The 26,690-nt window shown below is 63.1% G+C and carries 21 protein-coding genes and 2 pseudogenes; 11 read left to right on the top strand and 12 right to left on the bottom strand.

Annotated features, from left to right (window positions below; translation table 11 throughout):
* Positions 1–383 precede the first annotated feature (383 nt).
* Positions 384–1,955 carry a tetratricopeptide repeat-containing sulfotransferase family protein gene (locus tag EWE75_RS20755; protein ID WP_165388470.1) on the bottom strand — a complete coding sequence of 524 codons (1,572 nt, stop codon included), beginning with the start codon at positions 1,953–1,955 and terminating at the stop codon, positions 384–386.
* Between EWE75_RS20755 and EWE75_RS25165 the strand changes: the two genes are divergently transcribed.
* Positions 1,941–2,249, top strand: coding sequence for a hypothetical protein (locus EWE75_RS25165; RefSeq protein WP_165388469.1), 309 nt, complete (start codon positions 1,941–1,943; stop codon positions 2,247–2,249). The genes EWE75_RS20755 and EWE75_RS25165 overlap by 15 nt on opposite strands.
* Before the next feature lie 78 nt (positions 2,250–2,327).
* Here EWE75_RS25165 and EWE75_RS20750 read toward each other — a convergent pair whose 3' ends face one another.
* Complete coding sequence (locus EWE75_RS20750) at positions 2,328–5,468, bottom strand: TonB-dependent receptor plug domain-containing protein (protein WP_165388468.1); 3,141 nt, start codon at positions 5,466–5,468, stop codon at positions 2,328–2,330.
* Positions 5,469–5,679: 211 nt separating this feature from the next.
* Here EWE75_RS20750 and EWE75_RS26320 point away from each other — a divergent pair.
* Positions 5,680–5,765: pseudogene (locus EWE75_RS26320) on the top strand (transposase); the annotation flags it as partial.
* A 231-nt stretch (positions 5,766–5,996) separates the two neighbouring features.
* Here EWE75_RS26320 and EWE75_RS26175 read toward each other — a convergent pair.
* The 3 genes and pseudogenes from EWE75_RS26175 to EWE75_RS20730 form a co-directional block, all read right to left on the bottom strand.
* Positions 5,997–6,203 (bottom strand): annotated as a pseudogene (locus EWE75_RS26175) (phage integrase N-terminal SAM-like domain-containing protein); the annotation flags it as partial.
* A gap of 323 nt (positions 6,204–6,526) precedes the next feature.
* Complete coding sequence (locus tag EWE75_RS20735) at positions 6,527–7,624, bottom strand: sensor histidine kinase (protein ID WP_231708485.1); 1,098 nt, start codon at positions 7,622–7,624, stop codon at positions 6,527–6,529.
* A gap of 49 nt (positions 7,625–7,673) precedes the next feature.
* The gene (locus EWE75_RS20730; RefSeq protein WP_130160001.1) at positions 7,674–8,975 is read right to left on the bottom strand and encodes a sigma-54-dependent transcriptional regulator; all 1,302 of its coding nucleotides are present in this window, start codon (positions 8,973–8,975) and stop codon (positions 7,674–7,676) included.
* A 90-nt stretch (positions 8,976–9,065) separates the two neighbouring features.
* Between EWE75_RS20730 and EWE75_RS20725 the strand changes: the two genes are divergently transcribed.
* Genes EWE75_RS20725 through EWE75_RS20710 form a run of 4 tightly spaced genes read left to right on the top strand, consistent with a single transcriptional unit; the run spans position 9,066 to position 14,667 of the window.
* On the top strand, positions 9,066–10,298 hold the full coding sequence (locus EWE75_RS20725; RefSeq protein ID WP_130160000.1) for an efflux RND transporter periplasmic adaptor subunit: 1,233 nt from the start codon (positions 9,066–9,068) through the stop codon (positions 10,296–10,298).
* A 17-nt stretch (positions 10,299–10,315) separates the two neighbouring features.
* Positions 10,316–10,993 carry an ABC transporter ATP-binding protein gene (locus tag EWE75_RS20720; protein WP_130159999.1) on the top strand — a complete coding sequence of 226 codons (678 nt, stop codon included), beginning with the start codon at positions 10,316–10,318 and terminating at the stop codon, positions 10,991–10,993.
* 13 nt (positions 10,994–11,006) lie between these two features.
* Entirely contained in the window at positions 11,007–13,430 is a 2,424-nt protein-coding gene (locus EWE75_RS20715) for an ABC transporter permease (protein WP_130159998.1), read from the top strand.
* A complete protein-coding gene (locus EWE75_RS20710) occupies positions 13,423–14,667 on the top strand; it encodes a TolC family outer membrane protein (RefSeq protein WP_130159997.1) in 1,245 nt (414 codons plus the stop codon). Before EWE75_RS20715 ends, EWE75_RS20710 begins: the two co-directional genes overlap by 8 nt.
* Before the next feature lie 942 nt (positions 14,668–15,609).
* Here the strand turns inward: EWE75_RS20710 and EWE75_RS20705 are convergent.
* Together EWE75_RS20705 and traA are read right to left on the bottom strand one after the other, a co-directional pair.
* Positions 15,610–16,236, bottom strand: coding sequence for a DUF6118 family protein (locus EWE75_RS20705; protein WP_130159996.1), 627 nt, complete (start codon positions 16,234–16,236; stop codon positions 15,610–15,612).
* 10 nt (positions 16,237–16,246) lie between these two features.
* Complete coding sequence (gene traA / locus EWE75_RS20700) at positions 16,247–19,120, bottom strand: Ti-type conjugative transfer relaxase TraA (protein WP_130159995.1); 2,874 nt, start codon at positions 19,118–19,120, stop codon at positions 16,247–16,249.
* 171 nt (positions 19,121–19,291) lie between these two features.
* Here traA and EWE75_RS20695 point away from each other — a divergent pair, with 171 nt between their 5' ends.
* From EWE75_RS20695 to EWE75_RS20685, 3 genes are read left to right on the top strand one after another with little or no spacing between them, the layout of a single operon-like run.
* The gene (locus tag EWE75_RS20695) at positions 19,292–19,618 is read left to right on the top strand and encodes a conjugal transfer protein TraD (RefSeq protein WP_130159994.1); all 327 of its coding nucleotides are present in this window, start codon (positions 19,292–19,294) and stop codon (positions 19,616–19,618) included.
* Positions 19,581–19,949 carry a conjugal transfer protein TraD gene (locus tag EWE75_RS20690; RefSeq protein ID WP_165388467.1) on the top strand — a complete coding sequence of 123 codons (369 nt, stop codon included), beginning with the start codon at positions 19,581–19,583 and terminating at the stop codon, positions 19,947–19,949. Before EWE75_RS20695 ends, EWE75_RS20690 begins: the two co-directional genes overlap by 38 nt.
* Position 19,950: 1 nt before the next feature.
* Complete coding sequence (locus EWE75_RS20685) at positions 19,951–20,493, top strand: Ros/MucR family transcriptional regulator (protein ID WP_130159993.1); 543 nt, start codon at positions 19,951–19,953, stop codon at positions 20,491–20,493.
* 73 nt (positions 20,494–20,566) lie between these two features.
* On the opposite strand, the gene EWE75_RS20680 is transcribed toward EWE75_RS20685, so the two are convergent.
* Both EWE75_RS20680 and EWE75_RS20675 read right to left on the bottom strand, forming a co-directional pair.
* Complete coding sequence (locus EWE75_RS20680) at positions 20,567–21,532, bottom strand: FecR family protein (protein ID WP_165388466.1); 966 nt, start codon at positions 21,530–21,532, stop codon at positions 20,567–20,569.
* A 16-nt stretch (positions 21,533–21,548) separates the two neighbouring features.
* Positions 21,549–22,073 carry an RNA polymerase sigma factor gene (locus EWE75_RS20675; RefSeq protein WP_130159991.1) on the bottom strand — a complete coding sequence of 175 codons (525 nt, stop codon included), beginning with the start codon at positions 22,071–22,073 and terminating at the stop codon, positions 21,549–21,551.
* A 173-nt stretch (positions 22,074–22,246) separates the two neighbouring features.
* Here EWE75_RS20675 and EWE75_RS20670 point away from each other — a divergent pair, with 173 nt between their 5' ends.
* On the top strand, positions 22,247–22,450 hold the full coding sequence (locus EWE75_RS20670; protein WP_130159990.1) for a helix-turn-helix domain-containing protein: 204 nt from the start codon (positions 22,247–22,249) through the stop codon (positions 22,448–22,450).
* 73 nt (positions 22,451–22,523) lie between these two features.
* On the opposite strand, the gene EWE75_RS20665 is transcribed toward EWE75_RS20670, so the two are convergent.
* Complete coding sequence (locus EWE75_RS20665) at positions 22,524–24,269, bottom strand: ParB/RepB/Spo0J family partition protein (protein WP_130159989.1); 1,746 nt, start codon at positions 24,267–24,269, stop codon at positions 22,524–22,526.
* A gap of 570 nt (positions 24,270–24,839) precedes the next feature.
* Here EWE75_RS20665 and EWE75_RS20660 point away from each other — a divergent pair.
* On the top strand, positions 24,840–25,043 hold the full coding sequence (locus EWE75_RS20660; RefSeq protein WP_130159988.1) for a helix-turn-helix transcriptional regulator: 204 nt from the start codon (positions 24,840–24,842) through the stop codon (positions 25,041–25,043).
* Between the two features lie 128 nt (positions 25,044–25,171).
* On the opposite strand, the gene EWE75_RS20655 is transcribed toward EWE75_RS20660, so the two are convergent.
* Both EWE75_RS20655 and EWE75_RS20650 read right to left on the bottom strand, forming a co-directional pair.
* Positions 25,172–25,441: a hypothetical protein gene (locus EWE75_RS20655; protein WP_206364832.1), complete on the bottom strand. Its 270-nt coding sequence runs from the start codon at positions 25,439–25,441 to the stop codon at positions 25,172–25,174.
* Between the two features lie 652 nt (positions 25,442–26,093).
* Positions 26,094–26,489 (bottom strand): hypothetical protein, encoded by a 396-nt coding sequence (locus tag EWE75_RS20650; RefSeq protein ID WP_130159987.1) that lies wholly within the window; start codon positions 26,487–26,489, stop codon positions 26,094–26,096.
* Between the last annotated feature and the right edge of the window lie 201 nt (positions 26,490–26,690).

Raw genomic sequence — 26,690 nt, 5'->3', positions numbered from 1 at the left:
ACTGGAGCCGATCGGCAACATCCCTCCCGCAGAAGCCGAGCAACGATACTATGCCATGCTGGACGACATCCCGATGGCCGCGTAACTTAAACCAAATCGCCTCCGGCGATCCCGGTGCGGTTCAGTCAGCATTTTCCGGGCTGCGACAATGTTGAGCACGCGAGTCAGACTATAGGCGAGAACGTGGGCGCCATCTCGGTGGAGACGCGCGGCTTGGTCTTCGTGAAGAAGTGCGTGGCCCATTCGTCCTTTTAGGGTGCCGAAGGGGTGCTCGGCCGTCTGCCGCCCGACCCGTATGGCGTTCGGGTTCGCATCGAGCCGGAACTGCGTGGCTTCGAGTATATGCTCGTACTCTTCGTGGGTGGTCGTTTGATTGCCTGCGGCTACCGGCCATCAGGCACTTCTGGATAAATATCCAGCACTGGCCCAAGCGCTGCTTTGAGCGGCCCAAGGTAATCGTCGTAGTGTTGCCACCGTTCGACGCCCGCCCGGTAGATGGGTTGGCGGACCTGTTCTGCGCTCGGCGTATGCACCGGGCGCGTGTTCTCGTGAAACGCGAGACAGGCCGGATCGAACTGCAGCCCGAGATAGTTCAGCAGCCGTCGCACTTCATGTTCGAGATCATCGACCAGATTTTCGTAAATGATGCGATGAACTCGCCCCGGCGTAACTTGGTCGAAATGCGCCATGTGCCGCGCATAGTCGCTGTAGAAACGGCCGATGTCGGCCAGATCGTAAGAGAAATCGATTCCCCAATTGAAATGTTGGGTGAAGTTTGCGAAGCCGCAGCCGAGCGGATGCCGGCGGACATCGATGATTTTCGCGTTCGGCAGGATGAGTTGGATCAGCCCGATGAACCGCCAGTTGTTTGGCATCTTGTCAGTGAAGAACGGCCGCGTCGTCGAACGGTGCTTGCGCGTGTTTTCGATGTAGCGCTTGCCAAGGTCGCGCAACGTCGCCGGAGAAAGCGTCGCCACTTCGTCGAGATAGGCAGTCGGTGCGCTGCTCTTGGCGAAGCTACGGGCGATCGCTTCGATCTCGTAGAGTTCCTCGGTCCCTTCGATCAGCGGATGGCTGGCGAGGATCTGCTCGATCAGCGTCGATCCCGACCGCGGCAGGCTGACGATGAAGATCGGGTCTGCATCCGGCGCGCCGACGTCCGCACGTGCGGCGATCAGCGCCGGCGTATAGACACGCTGGATCGCGTGTACCTCGGTCGAAACAGCATCGGCATCATAGGGTGACCGCGCGCGGCGCAGCGCGTTGGCGATGCGATAGTGATCGAACGCGGCGTGATAATCCCGATGATCGTCGAGAGCTTTGCCCAATGCGAAGTGCAAATGCAGCTGCTGTTCGTCATTGCCCTCGGACTTCGTCACCGCATCCTGCATCGCGCCGATATCCGCATCGTCGAAGCGTGCCGTCTTGAGGTTGGCGAGGCCGAACCAGGCAAGGCCATTTGCCCGGTCGAACGAGATCGCCTTGCGATATGCGGCGATACTCTCGCCGGTGCGGTTGAGCGTCTTCAGGAGATAGGCGTAGTTGATCCACGCCACCGAATTGCGCGGATGCGCCGCGACGAGCTTGCGAAAAAGTCGGTCGGCCTCTTCGAGCCGTCGACCGTGGCTGAGCAGCCCGGCTTTCAACGACAGCGCCTTGAAATGCTCGGGATCGCGCGTCAGCACCGCATCGGCGGCGGCGAGCGCTTCGTTTTCGCGCCCCGCGCGGCTGAGCAACAGCGCCAGCGCAAGCCGGGCCTCGTGATAGCCAGGCGCCAGCAAAAGCGCGCGCTTGTAGAAGGTTTCACCCTCCGGGATCGCACCGCATTGTACGGCGATATCGGCGAGCACTTTTGCCGCGAGCGCATCCTCGGGATCGGCGCGCAGATGTTGGCGGACGAGCACCTCTGCCTGTTCGAGTTGCCGGGTGGCAAGTGCCTCTTGGACAGCCATCATCGCAGGGGATTCACCCGAAAGCCGTATCGTCTCGAGATCGATCTGATCGGCCTCTTGATCGCGTTTCGCCTTGCGGAGCAAGAAGCCGAGGAGCCGGAAAGCCGCAGGCGTATCCGGCCACCGCCGCACGATCATGCGCGCGTTTTTCAAGGCTTCGGCGGGGTGCGCCTCACACATGGAAAGCGTGGTGTGGACGGCGCGACGGAATTCGATGCTTTGACCGGCCTGCGTTTCCGCCACGCTTACAACTCCACTATCCAGACGGCGTGCTCGCACCGTGCGCGGACTCTCTAGCAAACCATGCGGAAATTAAAACGGGCGGAGCATATGCCCCGCCCGTTCTCGAAGTTAGCTTGCGAGAGCCTGGTAGGTTCAGAACCTACGCGTAACTTCGATAAACAACGAACGACCGAGGAAATCATAGCCGCTGTAATTGAAGTAATTGGAAACGCGCGGCAGCCCGTCAGTCGAGCTGATCATCTCGGGCTTACGATCGAACAGATTCTTCGCGCCGATCGTCACCTCACCCAGTTTTTGAATGTCGAACTGAAACGACAGATCCTGCGTGACGTATTTGGTCGTCGCGAGCTTTGAAATCGCCGTAACGCCGTTTACGACAGCCGGGGTAATGACTTCGTCGTTCTTCATCGGCCCAACATAATTGGCACCATAATACATCGTGATGTTGTTGTGCCGGATTTGCAGGCGTGCGCTGCCGGTCCACTTGGGACCACCGGGTAGCCCCTGCGCGCCCAGCGTCCCGTTGTAATCCGTCGCCTCTTCTTCGACGAAAGGTTGATAGAGTTGATGGATCAGGCGGGTAGCGGTGATGTTGAGAACGTTGCTGAAGGTGCCAACATCGAGCTGGTAGCGTAGGTTCATATCGACACCCGAAACTTTCTGCTGCGCTACGTTAAGATACACGTTCTGGAGCGTGGTCAGATTTCCAAGCGAGGTATCGCGAGCCCCGACGAGCGCGCAATATTGGTTGCCGTTACGGAAATCAGCCGAGTCAAAGCACCGCGTAGTGATGGTATCACCAAGCTGTGCGATCTCGCCGTCAACGGTCGTGTTGAAATAATCGGCCGTGAACTGGATCTTGGCGAACTTCGGCTGGATAACGAAGCCGCCGCCCCACGAGGTCGATTTCTCCGCCCTAAGGTTTTTACCGCCGCCGCCGGTGAACACCTCGGGAGAGCCACTCGGAATGAAGGTCTGCGCTTTAGTAGCGCCGATTGCCGCAGTCAGATCGGCCTGGCAATTCTTGTAGCGGTTACTGGTCGGCGCATACGTCGTCGTATAATCACGGCACGGGTCGGCGGACGTCGAGAAGCCCGACTGATCGGCAACGAACTGTTCATACAGGTTCGGCGCGCGGAACGACGTGCCGTAATTGCCGCGAATCGTCAGGAATGTCGAAGGTGCCCAATTGCCGCTGGCGTGATAGGTCGTGCTCGAACCGTAATTCTGACTGTGCGTGTAGCGTACCGAGCCGCTAAGATCGAGCCGATGTGCGAACGGCAGATCTTTCAGCACCGGAATCTTGATTTCGCCGAACGCCTCGTACACGTCGGCAGTGCCCTTGGTGATGCCGCTCGACGTGTAGTTGTACAGATTGCCGGATTGCGATGCCTCCGACGGTACGTCGTTGATCGAGTCGCTGCGCCATTCTCCACCGACCGCGAACGCCACCGGCCCGGCGGGCAGGCGGAATAGCGAGCCGTCGAATACGAGCTGCGCGATCTGCTCCTCGTATGTGGTCCGTTCGACCTGGTTCGTGTATAGCCAGTTGAACAGACTAGATGGCACGTTGCCTGCGAGTGTCGCGGGATTGAAGAAGTCGGCGGCAACGCAATTGCCACCATTGTACGTGCCGTTCGTCACGTTACTCGAACACGTGTAATTGCCGCCCGCGCCGGCTTCGCCTGCCATCGCAGTGGTGACATATTGACCTGGAGTACCGGTAGGTGCCGCCACCGGAAGCAGTGACGCGCGGATGCGGCGCGTGTCGATCCCCTGAACCGTGCTGGTCGCGTCTGTGCGGCTGTATTGATAATTGGCATCGTAACGGATATCGCCGATGCCGGTGTTGCCGCGCAGGCCGATGTTGGCGCGGTAGAAGTTCACTTTTTGCGAATTGCGCAGGACCGGTGGCACGATAAAGACGCGCAAAGCATTGTTGTTGCCGCCCGCAGCACTGGCAAGCGAATTCGGGAAGAATGGACTTTCGCTGGGATACCCATAGCCGGCAAGCGCGCCTCCATAGATTTCGAACCCGAGTGTTTCCGTGTTGGTGCTGATCTGGCTCATCGTTGCCTGGCTCGACTCCCGGTGCGTAAACAAGCCTTCACCGTAAATTTCGGCGTCACCCAAAATGCCAAGTTCATAAGACGCGTTCGCATAACCGGTGTAGGTGCGGATCGGTGAGTAGAAATCTTCGTCGAGCTGCCGCGGACTTGCTTCCGGTCGAATGTCGAAATTGTTGACATTGATCGGCGCGTTGATGTTGCCGTTCGCAAAGGTGTAGCGGTTCACCGCCGCGCCATTAGGATCGAGATAGTTGATGCCGAGCACGTAGTTCTGTGCCGTACCGACCGCACCGTTCGCGAACGGGAAGCAGCGCAGACGCGAACCGTCAGGCGTAAGCTGGCCGATCTGGGCGCCCGTCGTCGGGCTATAGAGCAAGTCGGTCGGGCAGCTCATATCCGAGCGATCGCCGATCTTGATCGCGGTCTGCTCGCGATATTCGAACGATCCCAGAATGTGTCCGCGCTCGAACGTCTTGCCTGCAGTCACCGACAGGCGATAGTTGCTGCCCGCGCCGTGGCTATCCAGCGGCACGTTGCCAAATGCGTCGAGCGTGATGCCGTTGAGCTTGCTGTCCGTGATGATGTTAATGACGCCGCCGACGGCGTCCGAACCATAGACCGACGACGCGCCGTTCTTGAGCACTTCGATATGATCGAGCACGGCGTTGGGGAGTACGTTGAGATCGGCCGAGATCAACTGCGGACCGACACCCGATGGTGCCAGGCGGCGACCGTTGAGCAACACCAAGGTGCGCTGCGAACCAAGGCCGAGCAGGCCGACGGTGTTGGCGCCCGCACCACCTTCGGACACGTAGCCGAGGAAAGTGTTGTTGATCTGCGCGGTGCCTGAGGTGACGCCCGAATCCTGCAAGACTTCGGCGATGTTGCGCGAGCCGGCGAGGCTCGTCTCCGCCTTGGTGATGAAGGTGACCGGGGAATCGGTCGTGAACGGGCCGCGAATACGCGAGCCGGTGACGACGACTTCATCGGCATCCGTTTTGGGGTTGGGCGTCGCGCTCGCCGGGAGCGGCGTCGTCGGGCAAGGCGCGTCGGTGGTGGCCGCAGAACCATCGGCACACCTCTGATCGGCGGTGGAGCCAGCGGTCTGTGCGGCCGCTGCCACCGGCATGCCGGCGCCAATCAGAACGAGCGCTGAGACCGCGACGGACAGGTTGAGCTTCGTAAGGGCCGTGGACTGCTTCATAATATACCCCTTTTGTCGTCCCGCCATCTGTTTCAGATTGGCGGTCTTCACGATAAATTATTGGTCGCTTAATCAGATCTTTGTAACAAGATGTTGCGGAGCACAAACTCGATTTCTTAGCGCGGCGTGATAAAATTAACACGCATTGCAAAGGCTGAACTCTGGGTCAGCAGCTCCTTCCGGCTAGGCCATCGATCTGAGTGCCTGAAGGCGAGAGTTCGCCGCCTGGTGGGCCTTACGCCGCGGCAGCATTCGAGTGGCGGGAAAGAGAGGCTTGGGCGCATCACCAAGATGGGTGCCCTCCTCGATGCGGATCAGCATGCGTTTGCTGTCGATATCATCGGCCTTGAGATGCGCGACCTCCGATACGAGCAGACCGGCACCATAAGCGACACCCAACGCAGCACGGTACTTTATGCCCGGTGCCGCTTCGAGCAGCTTGGGCACCTCTTCGACGCTCAGAACGTCGGGCAGCTTCCTGGCACGATGCGCCAGTACCAGGCGGCGTGAGAGATCCGGCCGCTCGAGCGTCACGTCGAACAGGAAGCGCAGCGCCGACACCGAGCCGTTGATCGTGGACTCGCTGACACCATGCTCGCGCTCTTGGAGTTGAAAGCGGCGCACCTCCTCGGCGCTCGCGGTGTCCGGCGAGCGCCCGAGGAACGCCGCGAACGCGCGGACATAGTCATGCTGGGTGCGCAGCCTCATCGTGCGCATCGCCATGTCGTCGAGCATGCGCTGACGCAGCGGAGTGACAGGTCGTTCGATCGGTACAATCGGCATCGTGAATTTCCTCTCGTTGAAGGAGCTCCATCGTCTGCCGCTGCCCCCGCACGGCCAACCTCCGCGCGGGTGCGCTACCTCACCGCCAACGCCAATGCCGCGCAGCCGCTTCGTGCTGTGGGTCTTTCATGCCGCGAAGTCGCCGGCGGGAGTCGACCAAATCATGCCCTTCACTCGCACCGGTATGAACAGCCGATTTTGCTTCAACCTGCCATCGCCTCACGCAAACTGGCTGGGCGGCAACCGGGAACGCCGCTTCGGGCACTGTAGTGGACTCAGACCATCTCCCCATTGCAACGTGGCATGGCGAGCCGAAAAGTGGTTGGCGGGACAGGCAACAGAATCAGCGATCCACCATGAGCAAGCGCGATTTGGCGGGCCAGGCTCAATCCGATGCCGGTCCCTTCCGGCTTGGTCGTATGGAACGGCCGGAAGATACGAGCCGCATCGTCGGGTGCGACGCCGGCGCCGTTGTCTTCCACATCTACAAGCATGTGCGCTTCCGTGTAGCGGATCGTCAGGGTCACGCGGGCACCTTGACCGCATTCAGTTGTCGCGGCCTCGGCGGCATTCTGCAGGATCGCCCATAGAGCCTGGTGTAGCTGGTCGCGATCCAGCGGCCAGTCTGGGCCGTCCTCGACCTGAACGATCAGCGTGACCCCCGGCCACCGCCCCGCGAACAGACGTGAAAGATCTTTGGCCATTCGGGAGAGGGGCACGGCGGCAAGCCGCGGCGCGGGTAGCCGAGCAAGTTCGCGATAGGCTTCGGTGAACCGCTGCAATCCTTCGGCACGCCGCGCGAGAGTGCCCAGGATTTCGCGCAGCAATCTCGGATCTAGGTCGCGGCGGCCGAGGGCCGCTTCGCCGCTTTCCGCCAACGACACGATCGGAGCGAGGCCGTTCAGCAGTTCGTGCCCAAGGACATGGATCATCTCGGCTGTCGCCCGCGCCTCCCCAACGCGCTCCTCCTGTTCGACATCGATCAGCGCTACGACCGAGCGCTCCTTTACCGCCCCGCCCAACGCCACGCGATTGATGCGCCACTGCCGGCCCTCGTGACGGAGGTGGCTGGTGTCATGGCCGATCAGCGCACGCGGCACGGGCAGGATGCGATCGTCCGTCCCGAACAAGCGCCGCGCGGCGCGGTTGAGGGCGCGAGCGTGGCCACCGTCGATCATGACCATTGGCGTGGGAGCGGCGTCCAGCACTAGACGATCGGTCGATATGTCGCGCGCCGCTCCGTGCTCGCCCGCCGGTGTCGGACGCTGCCGCACTGCCAGCCACCATATTAGCGCGGTGAGCCAGATCGCCGCCAGCTCTGCGCCGGCGAGCGACCCCCACAGACCTTGGCGCCAAGCGGCATCGACAGCCATGCCGCATCCGACCAGACCGGCCGCACAAGCGACCGCGCGCCAACCGGGCCTAAAGACCATAGCGCGCCATGCGCCGGTAGAGCGCGCCGCGGCTCAGGCCCAGCGCCGCGGCGGCATGGGTGACGTTGTGCCGATGTTCCCGCAGCGCCGCCTCGATCATCGCACGTTCCGCATCGGTGAGATCGAAGCTCGCCTCGGCGGCGACGACCGCCGCTGCCACGGATGAAGACGGGCTCAGCAACGCGGTGTCGATCACGCCATCGTCGGCAAGAATGACTGCCCGCTCGACAGCCAACGCGAGACCACGAACCTCGTCGGCCCACGAGGTGGTCCGCACGACGCCTTCGGCGGCCTGCGTCAGGTACGTTCCCGGCTTGCCGAATCGGTTGGCCGCAATGCGGACGAAGTGGCGTGCCAGCAGCACCGCGTCGCCTTCACGGGCGGCGAGCGGCGCCACGGCGACCTCGATCGTTGCCAGACGGCGCCGCAGCGCCGGGATCAGTGGTTCGATCGTGTGTACGATGGAAATACAGCGAACCGATGGCGGTAAGTGGTCGAGCAGCATTTCCTGCGCGACTTGGTCGAGCCGGTCGGCATAGTGCAAAACGAATGTGCCAGACGCTGCTGCTAGCTGCTCCCAGCGATCGTCGCGGCGCAGGTCGAAGCGTGTGACGGGATCGGCCGCATCCGGCGAAGCCGCATGGATGGACCGCGCGACCAAGGCGCGCCCGCTACCCGCCGGGCCCGTTACGGCGACGCTGGCAGGGATCGGTCCGACGCGACGGATCAGCGCGCGCAGGTCGTGCATCGCGGCGCTTTCTCCGATCAGCACGGCAGGCGCCTCGACGGTTGGCGCGCCAGCCGCTGCGGACACGCCCGACCGACCGCGCGCCATGGCATCCTCCAGCTTGGCGATCAGGTCGGCGTTGCGCCACGGCTTCATCACGAAGTCGCGCGCACCTGCCTGCATGGCGGCGACAGCGATGCGGATACCGCTGTGCGCGGTGATGACGACCAAGCAGGCGCTGGCATCGTCAGCAACAATGCGGCGCAGGCAAGCCAGGCCTTCCTCCCCATTGGCCGACCCGGTGCTGAAGTTCATGTCGAGCAGGATCGCGGCATAACGCCGCTGCGCGAGCCGCGAATATGCCTCTTCAGGTCCGCTTGCCGTGTCGAGCCGATAGCCTGCCATACGCAGCGCGATGTCGATCGCACGCGCGATCGCCGGATTATCGTCGATCAGCAGAATCGTTGTGTTGCTTGACGCGTCGTCCGACCGTCCATTCCTGGACGGTGCGTCCGCAAATGGACGGTCACTATTCGTCTCGTTGTTAAAGAGTCGTTCTTTCATAGTAGCTTAGGCTTTCTCGCCATGATCGGCGACACTGACCACATGATGACCGATCAGCCGACACAAGCAACCGCTTTGCCCGGAGCCGCAATGGATCGCCGGGTAGAACGACGCGCCACCCCTTGGTGGCGGCGGCGCGCGGCATTGATCGCCATAGCGCTGGCGCTTGTCGCCGCGGTCTGGCACTTCCTGCCGGCGAGCGGATCGACCGATGTCGCCGCGGCCGATATCGAGACCGATACGGTCCAACGCGCGCCCTTCGCCGATTACCTCCCGGTCCGCGCCACCGTCGCGCCGCGCGTTACGACGCTGGTGGGGGTATTGTCGGGCGGCCAGGTCGACAAGCTGTTGGTGCAGGACGGAACGATGGTGGCGGACGGACAGCCGCTCGCGACACTCGCCAATCCCTCGCTCAAGCTCGACGTGCTGACGCGCGAGGCGCAGATCGCGAGCCAGCTCGGCAGCGTGGCGGGCGAGAATCTCGGCATTGAGCGCAACCGGCTCGATCGTGCCGGGCAGATCGCGCAGGCGAACTACGATCTCATCAAAGCCCGGCGCGATCTCTCGATCCGTCAGCAACTCCACGATCAGGGCTTCCTCTCCGACGAGGGGATCAAGAGCTATGCCGCCGAAGCCGATTATCAGGAAAAGCGGCTGACGCAGCTCCGCACGGGCAGTGCTGCGGAAGCCCGCATCACCGCGACGCAGGGGCAGCGTCTGGAGGACACGCGCGGGCGATTGACCAGCAATCTCGCTGCGGTACGCGCCGGCCTGGACGCTTTGGTGATCCGGGCGCCCGTCGCCGGCAGATTGACCAATTTCGTCATTCAGCCTGGCCAGACGCTCAAGCCCGGCGACCCGGCCGGTCAGATCGACAGCGAGGGATCGTGGAAACTGGAGGCCGACGTGGACGAATTTTACCTCGGCCGCGTTCGCGCTGGCCAAAAGGCGCGCGCCGGCGCCGTCCGCGTCACCGTTTCCAAAGTCCTGCCGAGCATCAAGGACGGGCGCTTCCGCGTCGAGCTGACGTTCGATGCCGCAGCGCCGGCCGGGCTCAACCGGGGCCAAACGCTCGACATCCGCATCACGCTCGGCAGCACCGCGCCCGCGCTCGTCGCACCGACTGGCGGTTGGCTCGATGCAGGCGGCGGATCGTCCGCTTTCGTCCTCGACGCCGATGGCCGCCATGCCCGGCGCCGAGCCTTGAAGACCGGGCGGCGCAACCCCGAACAGGTCGAAATTCTGTCCGGCCTTCAGTCCGGTGATCGAATCGTCAGCAGCAGCACCGCGTCCATCAAGGACGACATCCTCAACATCCGCTAGGCCGAAAGGGCAATTCCGTGATCCGTCTCGAGAACATCCAGCGCCGTTACGTCTCCGATGAGGTCGAGACCACTGCGCTTTACGACATCGATCTTCACGTCGAAGCCGGCGAGTTCGTCGCCATCATGGGACCGTCGGGCTGCGGCAAATCGACGCTGCTCAACACGCTCGGCACCGTCGATCGGCCCACAGGCGGGCGCTACCTGTTCGGCGACCGCGATCTCGCCGCGCTGGACGAGAAGGAGCTGGCGAAGTTTCGCGGCGCGACGCTCGGCTTCGTGTTCCAGAGCTTCAACCTGATCGACGAGCTGACGATCGAAGAGAACGTTGCGCTGGGCCTCGCGTACCGCAAGGAGGCCGGTGACCGCCGCGCCCGTGTCGCGGCAGCGATGGACAAGGTGAGCATCGCCCACCGCGCCCGTCACTATCCCCACCAGCTCTCCGGCGGCCAGCAGCAGCGCGCCGCCATCGCGCGCGCCATCGTCGGCGACCCGAAGCTCGTCCTCGCCGACGAGCCGACCGGCAACCTAGATACCGCAAACGGCGAGCAGGTGATGAATATCCTGAGCGCGCTCAACGACGAAGGCGCGACCATCGTCATGGTCACGCACTCGCCCAGCCATGCCGACATGGCGAAGCGCCGCATCGACATGCTCGATGGCCGTATCGTCGCCTCTGCCATGCGCGCGATCTGAAGGACCGGTATCGATGAATCGCTTCGCGCTTCTTAGCCTCTATCGCTCGCTCACCCGCCACAAGCTCTATGCCGTACTCAACATCGGCGGTTTGGCGGTCGGCATCGCCGTCTTTCTGGTCCTGGGCCTCTATGTCCGCTTCGAGACCAGCTTCGAGCGATGGTTGCCCGACCACGACAAGGTCTATGCCGTCCAGACGGTGTGGAACCTGCCGGGGAGCGCCGGCGACGGTGCCTATCCCTATACGATGGGCGGTCTCCTCGAGCAGATGCAGGAGGACTTTCCAGGCACGGTCGGCACGCGCATACGCGGTGGAGAAGGAAGCGGCAGCGTCATCCGCGGCGGCATCGCCACAAGCGAAGACATGGCGCAGGTCGATCCCGCGTTCTTTTCTGTTTTCAACCTGCCGATGGTCAAAGGTGATGGTGCGACCGCGCTCCGCGAGCCCGCCAGCATCCTGTTAAGTGAAAGCGCCGCGCGCAAGTACTTCGGGCAGACCGACCCGATCGGCCAGACAATGACACTCGCGTTCGATGCTCCATCCAGCTACCGCGTTTCTGGTGTATTCCGCGACCTGCCGAAGAACAGCGACTTCAAGCTGGCGATCCTGACGGTATTGCCGCGCAGACCGCCTTCGGACAACTGGTATCGTTGGGGCAGCAGTTCACTCCAGACCTTCCTTCGCTTCAATACGCCCGACGCGGCCCGCGCATTTCAGGGCAAGCTTCACGCCTTCGTTGATCGGCGTGGGCTGAAGGACATTGGCGAGAATGCTTGGGGTACACAGCAGATTGCCTTGCTGCCGCTCGATCGCCTGCATCTTGAACCGGAGGGCTCGCAGAGCGCCAGCCGCAAGATGACGGTGGCGACGCTCGGCGTTGTCGGCCTGCTCACGCTGCTCATCGCAATCGTCAACTACGTGAACCTCGCCACGGCGCGCGCCGGGCTCAGGGCGCGGGAAGTCGCGATGCGGAAGGTGCTGGGCGCCGATCGTGGAACGCTTGTCCGCCAGTTCATCGGTGAAGCGGTGCTTACCGTCGCTGTGGCGGCATTGGTCGGGCTGATCCTCGCCGAACTGGGTTTGCCGTTAGTGAATGCCGCCGGAGGCCTGTCGCTTGTCATTCCTTATGGGGTTGCGGTGCCAGCTTTGGCCGCATTGGTCCTGCTCGTCGGCATCATGGCGGGGCTCTATCCGGCGGTACTGCTGGCGCGGTTTCCTGCCGCATCTGTCCTGGCCTCGGCACGCGCGCCTGGCGGTGGTCGTGCCGGCACCCGGACGCGGGAGGCGCTGGTGGTATTCCAGTTTGCTCTCGCCATTGCCTTCATGATCGGGACTGCAGTGCTTGTCGCCCAGACGCGGCACGTCCGCCACACCGACCTTGGCTTCAAGCGGGACGGCTTGCTGGTGGTCAGGTCGTTGCGCGACAATACGATACCCGCGGCGCAGCGGCGAAGCGTTGCCGCTGCGTTGCGTGCCTTGCCGGGCGTTACGAGTGTCTCGCTCGGCAACAGCGCGGTAGGCGGCAGCGGAGAGGACAACGGGAACAACGTCCCGCTTCCAGGCGTGCCAGGTCCTGGTCCCAACCTTCGCTGGGTCATCACGGGTCCGGGCTTCTTCCAGACCTATGGTGCACGGCTCGTCGCCGGTCGGCTGTTCGATGACTCACACGCAACTGACGACTCACGGGTAAGCGCCAAGGGGCAGGCGCAGGCAATCATCATAAATCGTCACGCCATAGAAACATTACACTTCCGCTCGGCACAGGATGCGATCGGCAAGACGGTCGGCGGCGACCGGCCGCGCACGGTCATCGGCGTCATCGATGACATGCGCTTCTTCTCGCCGCGTGAGCCCGTCGGGCCCTATTATTATATTTACTACCATGATGCGGAGGCGGCGGACACCGCGGTCGCGTCCGTCCGCTTCTCGGGCGATCCGCGAGCCATGCTCGCGGCGGTGCGCGGCGTATGGCAGCGTCTTGTGCCACAAGTACCGTTCGACGGTGCGACTGCGGAGAAGCGTCTCGACGCGTTCTACCAAGCCGACGACCGCGCCACCCGCCTGTTCGGCATGGGCGCCGGACTCGCTGTCCTCATCGGCTGTGTCGGGCTATGGGGTCTCGCCTCGTTCAACACGTCAAGACGGGTGCGCGAGATCGGCATCAGGAAGACGCTGGGGGCATCCTCCAGCGATATCGTGAAGCTGCTCGTCGGACAGTTCCTGCGCCCGGTTCTGATCGCCAAGCTCGTTGCCTGGCCTTTGGCCTTCTTTGCCATGCGCACCTGGTTGGCCGGGTTCGACGACCGTATTGCGCTCTCACCGCTCTTCTTTCTCGGGGCGAGCCTTCTCGCCGTCGTCATCGCAGTGCTGACCGTGCTCGGCCAGTCCCTCCGCGCCAGCCGCGCCGCTCCCGCCTGGGCATTGCGCCATGACTAGGAAAACGATCGCCGCGATCGCGGCACTGTGCCTCTCCGGCGCGGCTTCGGCTGAAACGCTGCGGGACGCCGTCGTTGCGGCGTATAGCACCAACCCCCAACTCGCAGCCGCGCAGGCGCGGCAAGAAGCGTTGGCGGAGTCGCCGGAACAGGCGCGCGGCGCAGGTCGATTGACCGCCGAAGCGGATGGGGCGGGCGGCTACAGCCGCTTCGATTATGGCAAAGGCGGCAGCGGCAGCGTGACCGCGAGCTTGCCCGTTTGGACCGGCGGGCGCGTGTCGTCCGCCGTGCGGGCTGCGTCTGGCGATGTGGCGGCAGGCGCCGAAGGCGTTCGCGATACCCAGGCGGCTGTGCTGGAAACGGTGGTCGGCGCTTATGCCGATCTACTCTACGCGCAACAGGCGGTGGCCGTCACGCACGCCGATATCGAACTGCTCGACAATCAGGTCGCCGAGGCGAGGTCCCGCTTCGGGCTCGGTCTGGCGACCCGCACCGACGTCGCGCAACTTGAGGCGCAGCGTGAGTCCGCCGTCTCGACTCTGGCGGATGCAGAGGGTTCGGCTGCAGCTATCGCCGCCACCTACCGCGCGACGGTAGGCCACAGTCCCGGCACGCTCGATCCCAATCCGACCGCGCCGGTAACACTACCGGCGTCGATCGACTCGGCGCGTAGCCGCGCCATCGAGAGCAATCCGATTGTCCGCCAGCAGAAGTTGGCAGCCGGCGCGGATGCAGCGCGCATCGATCAGCAGCGCGCCGAGCGTAATCCCTATGTCGGGCTGGGTGGCACCTATGGCTTGGCGGCCGGCGAAGGTCGATCGGGCTATGCCAATGCCGCAGTCGGCGGTGTGACCCTGCGCGTGCCGCTGCTCACCGGCGGCCTCATCTCCTCCCGCGTACGTCAGGCCGAGGCGACCTATCGCGCCGACCGCTTCACGATCGACGCTGCCCAGCGCGATGCGGCTCGGTTGGCGGAGACGGCATGGGCGAACCTGGCGGCGGCACAGGCCCGCGTCAACGCCAACGCTCGCCGGGTCGAAGCGGCCGAACTGGCGCTCAAAGGTGTTCGGGCGGAATATGCCTTCTCCTTGCGGACAACGGTCGACATCCTGATTGCAGATGAAAGCCTGCGTGCGGCCCAGCTTGCACTGGCGCGCAGTCGCAGCGACGTGTTGATCGGACAGGCGGCGTTGCTGGGGTCAATCGGCCAGCTCGGGCGGGATAGTTATGGAATTTAGCTAGTATTGATGTTCTATGCTCTTTTAAATCGACGTCATCAGGAGTTTTGAGACGATCGGTACATTGTCGCTCGAAAATTATTCTCGATAGACGATTGCGACAGTCCTCGACATAACGCACCACACTAAATCGACCAAAGTGGTCCTCACTTTTTTCGTAAAGCGTTTTGCCATCGTGTTAGTTGGGAGGCTCATACCCACGGCTGGGGGTTTGGCTGTATCCAACCTGAGCTGTCAATAATGCGCTTAGGAAGGCCGCACGGGCAGACAGTCGGCCAATCGCCAAAAACGGTAGCCTCTCCACCATTTGTATCTCCTCGTCGGCTATGCTGTTTAGCGCCGGGAAGTTGATCCCATCTTAACCTCAAGCTCGCCGCGAACGGGCCAAGTTAGTTCGAGGGCATCGCACTCGGCGATTGGCTACCAAAGCCAGCTTTCCCGATTAGGAACGGAGGGCGAGATGGCGGGGGCGTTCTCGGAATCGATGGTGAATTAGGAATGGCCGGGTCTGATGAAATTTCGATCAGGCTGCTTTCAGCCGGTATCAGACGAGAACGCGTCACATAGCGGATCGGTCGCCTCCTCGGTCTTTGATCGAATACGGAGCAACAGCAGTCCAAGCCGCTTCGATCATGCCGATCACGTCGCTGTCGGGAATTTCCGACCATCGGATTCGTGTCCAGCCACTTTCTCCCCAACGACCGGGTCGTGTCCCGGGCGGTGGTGTAGCGCAACGGTAGCGAAGCTGACCGGCGGCGCGCTGCGCACAAGCGTTGTAGCGGCCGGATCTGGCGATAGCTGTCGTTTAGCGGGACGTGCCGGGATGAGGTCTTCGTCCCAGGTCACGGCGTTCGCCGGGTCGCGAAAGTATGATCGTAAGGCAACCTCCAGGATCAGCGGCGTCGTCAGTGAACAGCGATGGGTGGGCGCGATTCTGCTTCCCTACTTGAGAGAAGGCGAGGCCGTTTCGCGCTCTCTCTGGTGTGCCACGATTCGCGCCCGACGCTCCCGATCCGCTTTCGCCATCATGTCCTCGCCGGCATGCCACATGTCGGTGCCCAACATGCGTGCCGCGATACGCTCCGGCACGGCCCAACTAACGGGCAGCGACCGAGCAACTGCCCCCGGCAGAATGGCCCACAAGGCCATGCCGGCAATCGCAAAGGCGATCCTATTCCAGAGCGACTCACGATTCTGCTCGACCACGGTCCGAGAACGGGCGACCATCCCATCAATGCGGCCAGTGGCGGCATCCATGCGCGTTGCCGCGTGATGGAGCAGCTCCTGATCATGACGACGCGCGTGGACGGCCGCCGCATCGATATCGCGACCGATGCTTTCGGGCGTGAGTTTCAACGCGGGTCGCTCCGAGACGCGCCGCGCCCAGACACAGACATCCTCAAGACGCTTGGCGATCGCCTCCAGGCTGGGCGCGTAATCGGGCTGTGCGCTGCGTTCGTCCGTGAGCCGCTCGGTCGCCCGGCGCAGCAGACTGATTTCGGCCCGCAAACTTTCGAAAGCGTGGGCGGCGGAGCTGATATCGGCGCTAGGAGTGATGTGCTGGTCCATGACCGGATATCTATCGCCCAAGCCCACGACCACGCGAGAGGCCGAGCCACTCCTGGATATCGTGAGACAAAGATGCGCCGCCACCGACGTGGATTTCGAGCTCCGGGAGCCGCTTTCGGATCAGCGACTCGGCCTGGGCGTCGCGCTCCATGCTCTTGCCGAGCGTGCTCATCTGCTGCCCGACCGCCCGCACGCCGGCGTCGTCGCCAGCATTGCGGAACGCCCGGTGTTGCCGAGCGAGCTTCTGCCAGTCGTCTACGAAGCGGTCGGCGCGGCGCTCGGGGCTGACACGCAGTTCCGCCTCAAGCGCCATCGCACGAATGACGGCGGTGGTGCGCCCTTGGGCAGCATCGTCGATCAGGTTGGGCTCGCGCACGAACGCTGAGCGGAGATCCCGCGCGGCGTCGGGGCGCGCGGTATCCAGCGCCGCGCGCGCCTTGTCATAGGTGACGCGCTGGTGCGGCAATTCCGTGTAGCCGTCCTTGCGCATCCGCATGATGTCGGCAGTCGCGCGAGCGAACCGCTGCACCATGATACCCAGACCTGCCGGTTCGGCAGAAGGGGTCAACGGCGCTGCTCCGAGCGTCAATCCGTCGAACATCCCGCGTGTTGGCGACGGTGCGGCAGGCCGCAAATTGAGCCCGTCGAAGATGCTGCGGGCCGGGGCCGGCACTGTTCGCGCCGGTTCGGACGATTGCTGGTAATCCGACGCCATGTCCTTGCCGCGGTCGCGCGACAGCGCACGCACCAGCTTGCCCTGATCGGCGAAGTCGTCGCGGTCGTAATGGAGATCGACGCGGTCGCGGTGCCGCGACAGCGCGACATAGGCGGCGTGGCGATCAAGGCCGGGCGTGGCGAGCACATGGACGCGATCGACGGTCACACCCTGCGATTTGTGGACGGTGGCGGCGTAGCCGTGATCGACATGGGCATAATCCTTGAGATCGAAGTCGACCGAGCGTCCGCTGTCGAGCAGCACCGCCATGCGCGACTGGGTGACGAACTGGACGGTGCCGAGCGTGCCGTTCTTCACACCGAGGCCGCGCTCGTTCTTGAGGAACATCACCCGGTCGCCGCTGGCGAACGCACGCTCGCCGCGCTCGGTGCGGATGGCGACATCCTCGCCGAGTTTGCCGCGCGCCTGTAGCCGCCCGCGCGCGGCGAGATTGAGCGCGTGCACCTCGTCATTGGTGTGGGTGAGGATGATCCGCGTCGCCTCGGGCGCCGCCGCGCGATCGCGCTCCCAGCGATCGATGAGATCTCCCCTAGCCTGCTCGCGCGTTTCGACCGCGTGGATATGGCCGCTCTCCGCATACGAGGCGATGGCCTGCGCCGTGCGGCCGGTGGCAAGTTGCCGCGTGGCATCGCGCTGCCAGTCCTCACGCTGGCGGCGGATCTGGGTGATCTCGATCGCGCCGTGACGCTCGGCGGTGCTGCGGAACGCGGCGCCCGCCTCGATCGCCTGTAACTGTTCGGGATCGCCAACCAGCACCACTTTCGCGCCGCGTTTGTGCGCTTCGGAGACGACGCGCTCCAACTGGCGCGTACCGATCATGCCGGCTTCATCTACCACCAGAACATCGCGCGCGGTGAGCAGGTCTTCGCCACGCGCCCATTGATGCTCGAAGCTCGCGATCGTGCGCGAGGCGATGCCCGATCCGTTCTCGAGATTTTCCGCAGCGATACCGGAGAGCGCCATGCCGTGGACACTGTACCCCGCCCCTTCCCACACCTCGCGCGCGACGCCGAGCATCGCCGACTTGCCGGTGCCGGCATAGCCGACGACGACACCGAGATCGCGATCGTCTGTGACATGATCGAACGCCGAGCGCTGCTCGGGCGACAGCATCATGCCGCGCGCTTGCGCGCGCGCCAGCGCGGCGTCGCGCTGATGCTCGGGAACGGCATGACCATCCCGCGCAACCATCGCTTCGGTGGCACGGGCAAGTCGCTGCTCGGTCTCGATCATGGCGCGGCTGGTGAAGCGCTGCTCGCCGCGCCCATCGTTGCCCAGTGCGACCAGTTCGGGCGCGGCCTTCACCGCCGCCATCACCTGGTCGAACTGATCCTTGCCGTCGCTATTGCGGTGGACTAACATCGCGAGGTCGCGCGTGGTAAAGGTTGCCTGTCCATAGGTGATCGCGCCGAGCGCCAGACCAGGGTTCGCGAGCAGCTTCTCGCCATTGCTGCGCGCGACCTCGGCATGTTCGGCGAGCCGCTCGGACGCCAATCCCTGTGCCGCCATCCGCGAGGCGGCCGGCCCGATCTTGTGCTGGGGTTCGAGATCGATGCCCTGCGCTTCCAGCGAGCGGTGATCGATCCGCGCGTCGATGTCCAACTCTGCCAATCGCGTGTTGACGTGTTCGGCCCAACGCTCGCGCCATTTTTCGAGCAGGTCGGTGCGGTTCCAGTCGCGATTCTTCTTACCAAATCCGTCTTCGCCGACCTCGCGCGTGGTCAGCATCACATGCGCGTGCGGCTTGGGATTGCCGTCCACGCCGATATCCCAATGCACGTTGAGATCGGCGATCATGCCGCGACTGACAAACTCTTGCCGGACAAAGTCGCGGGCCAGTTCAATGCCCTGTTCTTGCGACAGCTCGCGCGGGATCGCGAACTCGATCTCGCGGGCGAGTTGCGCGTCCTTCCTGACCTCGGCCGCCTCGACCGCGTTCCACAGCTTTTCGCGGTCCGCCAGTTCCTCCGGCGCATGCTCGGGCAGCATCACCTCCGAGTGCACGACGCCGGCCTTGTTCGAGAAGTCGTGGTGCCGATCAAGCCGCTGATCATGCAGCCGCGATGCCGAGCGGTACGCTGCAGATGCCAACGCACTCGAGCCGTTGGCTCGCGAGATCATCTTCGCCGAGAAGTGGTAGATCGCCATGACGGCACTCCACTTACACCCGAAAGCGCACGTCGGCACGATGTATAAGCGCGCCCTCGAAAGATTTCATCTATCTCGGGACGGCGTTGTCCCAGAACATATCAAGACATTTACGCTGATCGACACAGACGATAACTGGATCATCCTTGCACCACAACAAGGACTATCCCGATGCGAAAACCGCGTGACTATGACGCCGAACTCGAGTCTCTCGACCAGAAGGCGAGAGCGCTCAAACAGCGCAAGATCAGCCAGCTCGGCGAGTTGGTGATCGCGTGTCGCGCCGATACGGTGCCGGTCGATGTTCTGGCGGGTGCATTGCTCTCGGTTTCCAGCAGCAGCGCGTCAGTACAGGAGGCGTGGCGGAAAGCTGGCGCGGCGATGTTTCAGCGCAAAGCCAGCAGCAACAAACGCCGAACGACTGCGCCGAACCCTGCATCAGCTTCGGCGGCTGATAGCGATGCGTTACCGCTTGATCGCCAGCCGCGCACGGCATGATACGCGCGACTGGCAAGTGAAGCGCCGCGAGCGCACACGCCAGTTGATCGAGCTGGGCGGACTCGTCGCCAAGTCCGGACTGATCGATCTCACCGACGACGATCGTTCCGTGATCTTCGGCATTCTCGTCGAAGCCACCGCGAAATTGCGCGTGGAAGACAAAGCATCGTTGCTTACGCTATGGCGACGTCGCGGCAAGCGCGCGTTCGAAGATGATTCTAGCAACGACGATTTGCGTTTATCGCGATTCTTCGTCACAGCGGCGTCGTCCGATACTGGATATCCCCTCGGTCGCAGCGAAATATCGCGGCAACACATATGGACTTATTGATATGGAAGAAGAAAATCTCAACCCCGTCGAACTCGCGACCGAACTGACGATCGCGTGGCTCGGCAATCAGAACAATCGCGTCTCGGCTGACGATGTGCCGGCTTTCCTGCGCACGATGCACACTACGATTGTCGAACTCGGTTCGGGATCATCGGCAGTGGACGCATCGGGCGGTGAAGTTGCCCCGACGGAAGAATTCACGCCAGCGATCTCGGTGCGCAAGTCGCTTGCCTCGAAGGACCACATCATCTCGATGATCGACGGCAAGCCGTACAAGACGCTGCGCCGCCATCTTTCGACGCATGGCCTGACCGACGTGCAGTACCGCGAACGCTACAATCTGCGCCCCGATTACCCGATGGTCTCGGAGAACTATTCGCTCGCCCGCCGGGAAATGGCGCAACGGATCGGCCTTGGCCGCAAGGGTCGCGGCGGCGGAGCAACGCCCAACGAAGCGCCCGCCGCCAGCGAAGCGAGCGCGGAGTCTGCACCCGCCCCTACCCCAGCCAAGCGCACGCGCCGCAAGGCTGCTGAAAACGCCTGATGGTGTGCTCGCACTGCCCGGCATTCGTTGGGCGGTGCGAGCCGCTTTCCGACACCTGTACGATCGGCACTATTCACGGGCGTAGCGTGACTGATCCGTCGCTGTTGGTCTGCGCCTTGAGCGGCAGCAGTGCGGTGACCGCCATCGTGAAACTGCCAATGTCGCCGGTTTCGACAGAGCCGCTGATGCGCGCGTCTGCGAAGCCGGGCGCATCGAGCCGAACCGGCGTATTCACGTAGTGATTGACCTCGGTGATCGCGTGTTCGAGCGTCATGCCGTCGAGCACGATCCGGCCTTGCGTCCACGCAATCGTCGGCGTCGTGTCGATCGCCTGAACCGGACTTGTGCGGGAGCCGTCAACGATCACCCGCTGCCCGGCTTGCAACTGCGCCACAGGCCGCTCCGCCGAACTGACCCGCACCCTGCCCTCGACCAATGTGACGTCGATCCGGTCGCCGCTGCGATGAACATCGAACTGCGTTCCCGTTGCCAACACGCGCGTGCCGCCGACATCCACGGTGAAGGGTCGCGCGGTATCATGCGCGACCGTGAAATAGGCTTGGCCCTTGGCGAGTGAAATGCGGCGCGCATCCTTGGCGAAGGTCACCGTCAGCGCGGTGTCGGTATCGAGCACTACCTTCGATCCATCGGCGAGCCTGATGGTGCGCTGCTCGCCGATCCTGGTCGCATATTGCTCACCGCCCGAGGGCCATACCGCGAAGGTCGTCAGGCCGACTGCAATCACGCCAACCATCGCCGCTGCCATCGTCCCCAACCACGGGTATCGTCTGCTAGGCGGAGCGGCGGATCGCGTCATCGCCTGCGCGGTAGCAGCGATGATCGCCGGGCGATCGGCAAGCGTTCCGGTCTGCCTATAAAGGCGATCGACGGCATCGAAGGCTTCGCGATTCCCCTCGCCCTTTCGCCACTCGAAGAACTGCTCGAGCGTTCGGGCCGACACCGGCAGCGTCTGCAACCGCGCGTACCAGTGCGCAGCTTGCGTCAAAGCATCGCCGCCGCTCGCATCATTGTCGTTCATGGGCATGTGCCGGCGCTCAGTCGCGCAATCTGCTCGTGCACAATGCCAGCGCCTTACCCATCCGCCACTCCACGGTCTTGATCGAGATGCCGAGCGTCGTCGCGATCTCGGCATTGCTCATATGCCGAAAACGGCTCAGCACGAAGACGTCGCGGATCTTTTCGGGCAAATCGAGCACGATCCGCTCCAGTTCGAGCACCGCCTCCTGCTCGGACATACCATGCCTGTCACTGCGACCTTGGTCGGCGGCGACGCCCTCTCGATGCTGCTGGCGAACCGCTTCGCGCCGCTTGCGGTCGCGGAACAGGTTGAGCGCCGTCTGAAACAGGAAGGCTCGCGGGTGGCTGATTTCGGTGGTCGCCGGTCGTGCGGCCCGCAGCCAGGTGTCCTGGACGATGTCATCGACATCGGCGGGTTGCATACGCAGGCGCGCGGCTACCAACCGCCGAAGCCAGTCGCCGTGGTCCCGGTACAGATCATCGACCGACACCGCGCTGGGACGGTCGGCGTTTGGCCAGCGATTTCCGTCCTGTCCGGACATCGGTGCTCCATCAATCCTGCACACTCATTGTCGAGCAGCGCGGGCGGGAGGGACGAAACCTCAAGCGCTGTCGACAATAAGTGACAATGGTCTGCCTATGACTGGCGCCAGTCAACTAAAATGTCTCTCATCGTCTGTAGATCGATCGGCGACACCGGTGCCTTTAACATGCGGTGGATATACGGAGACGCCTTGGTTCAAATCTGCGCAGGCTGCGGGAGGCTCGCGGTCTGAGCCAAGAAGCGTTTGCCTATGAGGCGAATATTCACCGAACGTATGTCAGCGACATTGAACGCGGCGCTCGGAACCCGACAATTCTGATTGTAGAAAAACTCGCCAAGTCTCTTGGTGTGACCGCTGGCGAGCTTCTCGATTAGCGCGTCGAGATCGACCGAGGGAACCTCTGCAAAGCGCTGACCGGCGGCGCTCGTAAGCGCCACCGGGATCGGATCATGCCGCACGGGCGATGGTAGCGATCTGCGGCATTACCGCTTCTACGAGGCCGCCCAACTCATCGGTGCGACTGACCGTCTGCACGCCGCCGCGCGTCGTGTAGGCGGCTGGCGGAAAGGCCATCCATCGCGGCACCCAGTTCTCGACCTTGGCCCGCCCGTTCTCACCAGTCAGGCAATCGCGGATGATCTGCCGCTTCACCTTGCCGGTCGCGGCCTCGTTGGCGGTTGCCACGCCCTCGCCCGCCACCTCGGTCAGGACACATCCCAGCACGTCACGATCGCGGATCAGGTCGAGCAGGGCGTCGTCGGCCTGCCATAGTGCGCGCATGTCGATACCGAGATGGACGCCAAGCAGTTCGATGAGGGCACTGCCCACTTCCAGCGTCTCGGCCATGACGATGGCGAGGACATCGCGAACCGCTGTATCGGTCAGCCCGAGCAACCGGACGAACAGGCCAGCGACGCCGTGATCGTCCTCATAGCCGCCGGTAACGGTGGGGGTGTCGGGATCGAACCCGAGCAAGGCCAGCACCGCCCGCCGCCGCTCGTCGAACGCGGCTTCCGAGACGCAATTCTCGCCGCTTTCGGCAATGGCGTCGTTCGCCGTCCGTTGTGGCTCGACCGACACGCGCCACAGTGACGATCCGACAATCGCGTGTGCAACCATCAAGCGCAGCGCTACCGACGGGTTTGCTGCCACCGCTGAGCGCACGGCGGCATGCCGATGCAGGTCGATGTAATTCTGGATCGCAGCACTGATCTCGGGGCGGGCCGGCTTGTCCGCCACCGTGGCACCCATTGCCAGCCTTCGCGCTTCCTTGGTGGTCAGATAGCCTTCGTGGAAGGTGACATCGCCGCGCGGCCCCACGACCACGAACACCTTGCCGCCCTTGCGCTTGGGGGTGCGCTCGTGCTCCCATGTGTGAAAGGGTTCGCCGGTCGGCAAAACGACGACATCGGCCCACCCCGCCCCGACGCAAGCCTCGACGCGCTCGGCAAGCGCGGTATTCTGCGCGGCCCAGAACGTCTGCGGGTGAGCGAAATAACGATCCTCGCCGAACAGGTCGGACACGATCTCGCCGGGATAGCCGTCGATATCGAACAGCGCCGCGCGCACCGAGATCGACGCGCCCCCGCAAGCCCATGCCTTGACCTGATGACCCGTGGGGCAATGCGCATCGGGATCGTCCAGCAACGCCAGCCATTCCCGCTGCCGTGCCTTCGAAGCAAGAGTTAGGTGCCGAACCGTCACCGCATCGATCTCGCCCTTCCGATACAGGGTGCGGATGCGCGGCAGCAGATTGCCGAGCGCGAGCGTCCGCTTCACCTGCAATTCCGTGAGGCCGAAGGTCAGCGCGATATCCTCGGGGGTTCGGCCTTCGCGCACCAGCCGCGTGAAGCTCTCCCAGCGCGTCACCTCGTCGGGGTCCACCCGCGCGATGTTCTCGATCAGCGAGGCTTCCAGTGCGGCGGCATCGTCGCCCTCCGCCATCACCGCGCACGGCAGCGGCTCGGCCTCGCCGGTTTCCTGCGCAAGCGCCAGCGCGGCATGATAGCGTCGTTTGCCCGCCACGATCTCGTAGGTGTCCGGTGATCCGTTTTGCCGCACGATCAGCGGCACCAGCACGCCACGCGCCCGCACCGATGGCAGGATGTTGGCCAGGTCCACGGGCTTACCCTTCACCCGCATGTTGGCAGGCGAGACGGACAGGTTGGCGATGTCGATATGCTTGAGTTCCATGATCCTCACTCCTTCAAACACCGCACCCGGCGCCGGAATGGCGGGGGAGCGGCAGGAGCGGACCGACAGGCCCGTCGGCAGAGGCAGGCTGCACCCATAGGGGCCCACAGCGCGCTAGCGATGGGGATGGGTCCCAAGGGCTGGAACGCAGTGGAAGACCTGGGCGAAGCCCAGGTTGCGGCCTGCCGCGACGGGCCTACAGGGCAGCGACGCTCCCCCGCCAGATCGACGCCGGAGGCGCAAACGCCAGCGCGCCAAGGCGCGATGACCGCAGTCCGGGCGGCACGCCCGGTACGGATCGATCGCGAGCGAGCGATCCACCGTCAAAGATCGTAACCGCCCTGCGGCCGAGACGCCGAAGGCGACTCGGTGGCGCGCAGCGCCATAGAGTTCGGCCGCGCGCCAGCGCGGGACGGCTGACCCGCTATCTTCTATGACTTTATGGGGCCTGTTGGGCGCTCTCTGGGGCAGCGCGGTGCATCTCGACCCCGCCCCTCTTGTCCCCGCGCCGACGCATCTCAATCCTGATCGCAGCGAACCATTCGATCACACCCGAACCAAGATCATGCCATGACGACCGACACCCCCGACCGCATTCTGCGCCTTAACACCGTACTCGATCGTACCGGCCTCAGCCGGGCTACACTGTATCGAAAGGTGCAGGCTGGCACCTTTCCCAAACAAATCCGGATCGCCGTTCGCTGTGCCGGTTGGCGGGAGTCGGCTGTCAACGACTGGATGCGCAATCCAATGTTCTACGAGGCTAAAGATTGATCAGGTCGAAAAAGCATCTGGCCAGCCGCGCCCCTATGTCCGTCATTCCGGGGCACTGGGGCCTTTCTCTCTCCGATCTGTCCTCTATTCATGAACCTCATTCCGCTAAGAATGACCGGAGGTGGGCGCTAAAGGACAAACCGGCCCAACTCGTTTGCCGGGAACGTTCGGAACCGCCGGAACCCGCCCTGCACTGCGTTGGCAAGAGACGCGATGGCCTCGATATCGCCGGCATCTGCCTTTCGGGAATCCTGTTCAGTCAACATCACCCCCACAGTGAAGGAAACCGCACTGATCGCGACAGGGACCGCGAGGACGTGCCGCCCGCGCATCCCGTTCGAAACTGTGACATCGACCGCATAGAGGCTAAACTGGTAGTCACGTTCTGCGATCAGCACCCGTGGCCCTATGAGGCAATATCGAGGTTCATCGCCATTCAGCCGATTATAATCAGAACTGTATCTAGCCATCGATTCATTATGCGGCGGGGCTGCATTGTTTTAAAGCGATAAGGCCCATGATCTTGCGAATGTCCGATTTTGGGTGGGAAGCGATCATTGACGGGCTAAGCAATCGAAGCCAGCATAGGACTTGGCAACGGGATCGAACACATCGTTTAACCCTCAGCAGGTTGGCTTCGGGAACGATCTTATTATCCGACCAGATGGGGACGGGTGGGCAGTTGTCGGCGGAGGGAATAGCTATCGCCTTTCAATAGACCAATGCTGGCGGGCGGCGGCTTTACTGGAACGGCCTTACCCGCAGGTCCGATCTCTCATAGAGGAAGTTTCGCTGACTCCCTTCCCCTTTGTCGGCGTGATTTGCGCAGGATTAAGCCTATCCAAGCATTGGGCACAGCTTGCCATCACTTGGATTCCTTGTCTGCCTGATGAGGATCGAGAAGCCGTAACCCCGGCGCTTCGCCAAATGACTCAGCAGTCGTGGACTAATCAAAGGTTGCACCAAGAGGTCAGACGCTTTTATAACGGCATGTCCGCTAATGGGCTTTCCGCGCCCGTCCGCTTTTTAGGAGCGAGACGGCCAAAGCCGTCAGTTCACAACCGGCCTCTTCACATCCCAGCCCACCTCCGCACAACGGCGCTGCTCACAAAGGCCGCTGTCGACGACCTGCTTGCGGACCCATCGCACGCGAGGCTGCGGTGTTCCCGGTTCAAACGCTACGAAGAGGCGGCCTGCGTTTTGAGGCAGAGCAGCCCATTGGCGGAGATAGGTCTTGAGCACCGCCTGCCCGATAGGTGCACCGTTCCACAGGAAATCACCATTGCGGGGAATACGAAGGGAATAACCGTTGAGGAAGCCTGTGGAATTGTCGAACGGAAGCCCGGCGGGACCGACCTTTTGGTCACCAATCCCCGGCGTGATGGCGTCGCCCGGCAATGCAAATCCGCACAACACCGTCACAGCAGTTATGAAAATGTATCTCATCGGACCAACACTATAATCGACAGCCCGAACGTCCGCTATCGGGAATGCCGAAGCATACTCGCTATGACCGACTTTGTGAAGGATATCGGATGCCGGCAGGCGAACGATATTCTCCAAAGCAGGAAGCCGCGGGCCGCAGGTGTTGACCTATGGGGATTTCGGCTTTCGTGCTGTCGTGCCGCGGTCGCATCGGCGTGCGGG

This window comes from Sphingomonas populi (assembly GCF_004208535.1).
Classification (GTDB): Bacteria; Pseudomonadota; Alphaproteobacteria; order Sphingomonadales; family Sphingomonadaceae; genus Sphingomonas; species Sphingomonas populi.
Note: the sequence above shows the minus strand (reverse complement) of the source record. Positions and strands in the feature narration are given on the sequence as shown.

What these genes read in the sequence shown, in the direction of transcription:
- EWE75_RS20725 (WP_130160000.1), top strand. Translation starts at nt 9,066, where the DNA reads ATGGATCGCCGGGTAGAACGACGCGCCACCCCTTGGTGGCGGCGGCGC.
- EWE75_RS20695 (WP_130159994.1), top strand. Translation starts at nt 19,292, where the DNA reads ATGCGAAAACCGCGTGACTATGACGCCGAACTCGAGTCTCTCGACCAG.
- EWE75_RS20710 (WP_130159997.1), top strand. Translation starts at nt 13,423, where the DNA reads ATGACTAGGAAAACGATCGCCGCGATCGCGGCACTGTGCCTCTCCGGC.
- traA (WP_130159995.1), bottom strand. Translation starts at nt 19,120, where the DNA reads ATGGCGATCTACCACTTCTCGGCGAAGATGATCTCGCGAGCCAACGGC.
- EWE75_RS20665 (WP_130159989.1), bottom strand. Translation starts at nt 24,269, where the DNA reads ATGGAACTCAAGCATATCGACATCGCCAACCTGTCCGTCTCGCCTGCC.
- EWE75_RS20660 (WP_130159988.1), top strand. Translation starts at nt 24,840, where the DNA reads ATGACGACCGACACCCCCGACCGCATTCTGCGCCTTAACACCGTACTC.
- EWE75_RS20650 (WP_130159987.1), bottom strand. Translation starts at nt 26,489, where the DNA reads ATGAGATACATTTTCATAACTGCTGTGACGGTGTTGTGCGGATTTGCA.
- EWE75_RS20755 (WP_165388470.1), bottom strand. Translation starts at nt 1,955, where the DNA reads ATGATGGCTGTCCAAGAGGCACTTGCCACCCGGCAACTCGAACAGGCA.
- EWE75_RS20715 (WP_130159998.1), top strand. Translation starts at nt 11,007, where the DNA reads ATGAATCGCTTCGCGCTTCTTAGCCTCTATCGCTCGCTCACCCGCCAC.
- EWE75_RS20685 (WP_130159993.1), top strand. Translation starts at nt 19,951, where the DNA reads ATGGAAGAAGAAAATCTCAACCCCGTCGAACTCGCGACCGAACTGACG.
- EWE75_RS20730 (WP_130160001.1), bottom strand. Translation starts at nt 8,975, where the DNA reads ATGAAAGAACGACTCTTTAACAACGAGACGAATAGTGACCGTCCATTT.
- EWE75_RS20690 (WP_165388467.1), top strand. Translation starts at nt 19,581, where the DNA reads ATGCGTTACCGCTTGATCGCCAGCCGCGCACGGCATGATACGCGCGAC.
- EWE75_RS20680 (WP_165388466.1), bottom strand. Translation starts at nt 21,532, where the DNA reads ATGAACGACAATGATGCGAGCGGCGGCGATGCTTTGACGCAAGCTGCG.
- EWE75_RS20750 (WP_165388468.1), bottom strand. Translation starts at nt 5,468, where the DNA reads ATGAAGCAGTCCACGGCCCTTACGAAGCTCAACCTGTCCGTCGCGGTC.
- EWE75_RS20705 (WP_130159996.1), bottom strand. Translation starts at nt 16,236, where the DNA reads ATGGACCAGCACATCACTCCTAGCGCCGATATCAGCTCCGCCGCCCAC.
- EWE75_RS20675 (WP_130159991.1), bottom strand. Translation starts at nt 22,073, where the DNA reads ATGTCCGGACAGGACGGAAATCGCTGGCCAAACGCCGACCGTCCCAGC.
- EWE75_RS20735 (WP_231708485.1), bottom strand. Translation starts at nt 7,624, where the DNA reads ATGGCTGTCGATGCCGCTTGGCGCCAAGGTCTGTGGGGGTCGCTCGCC.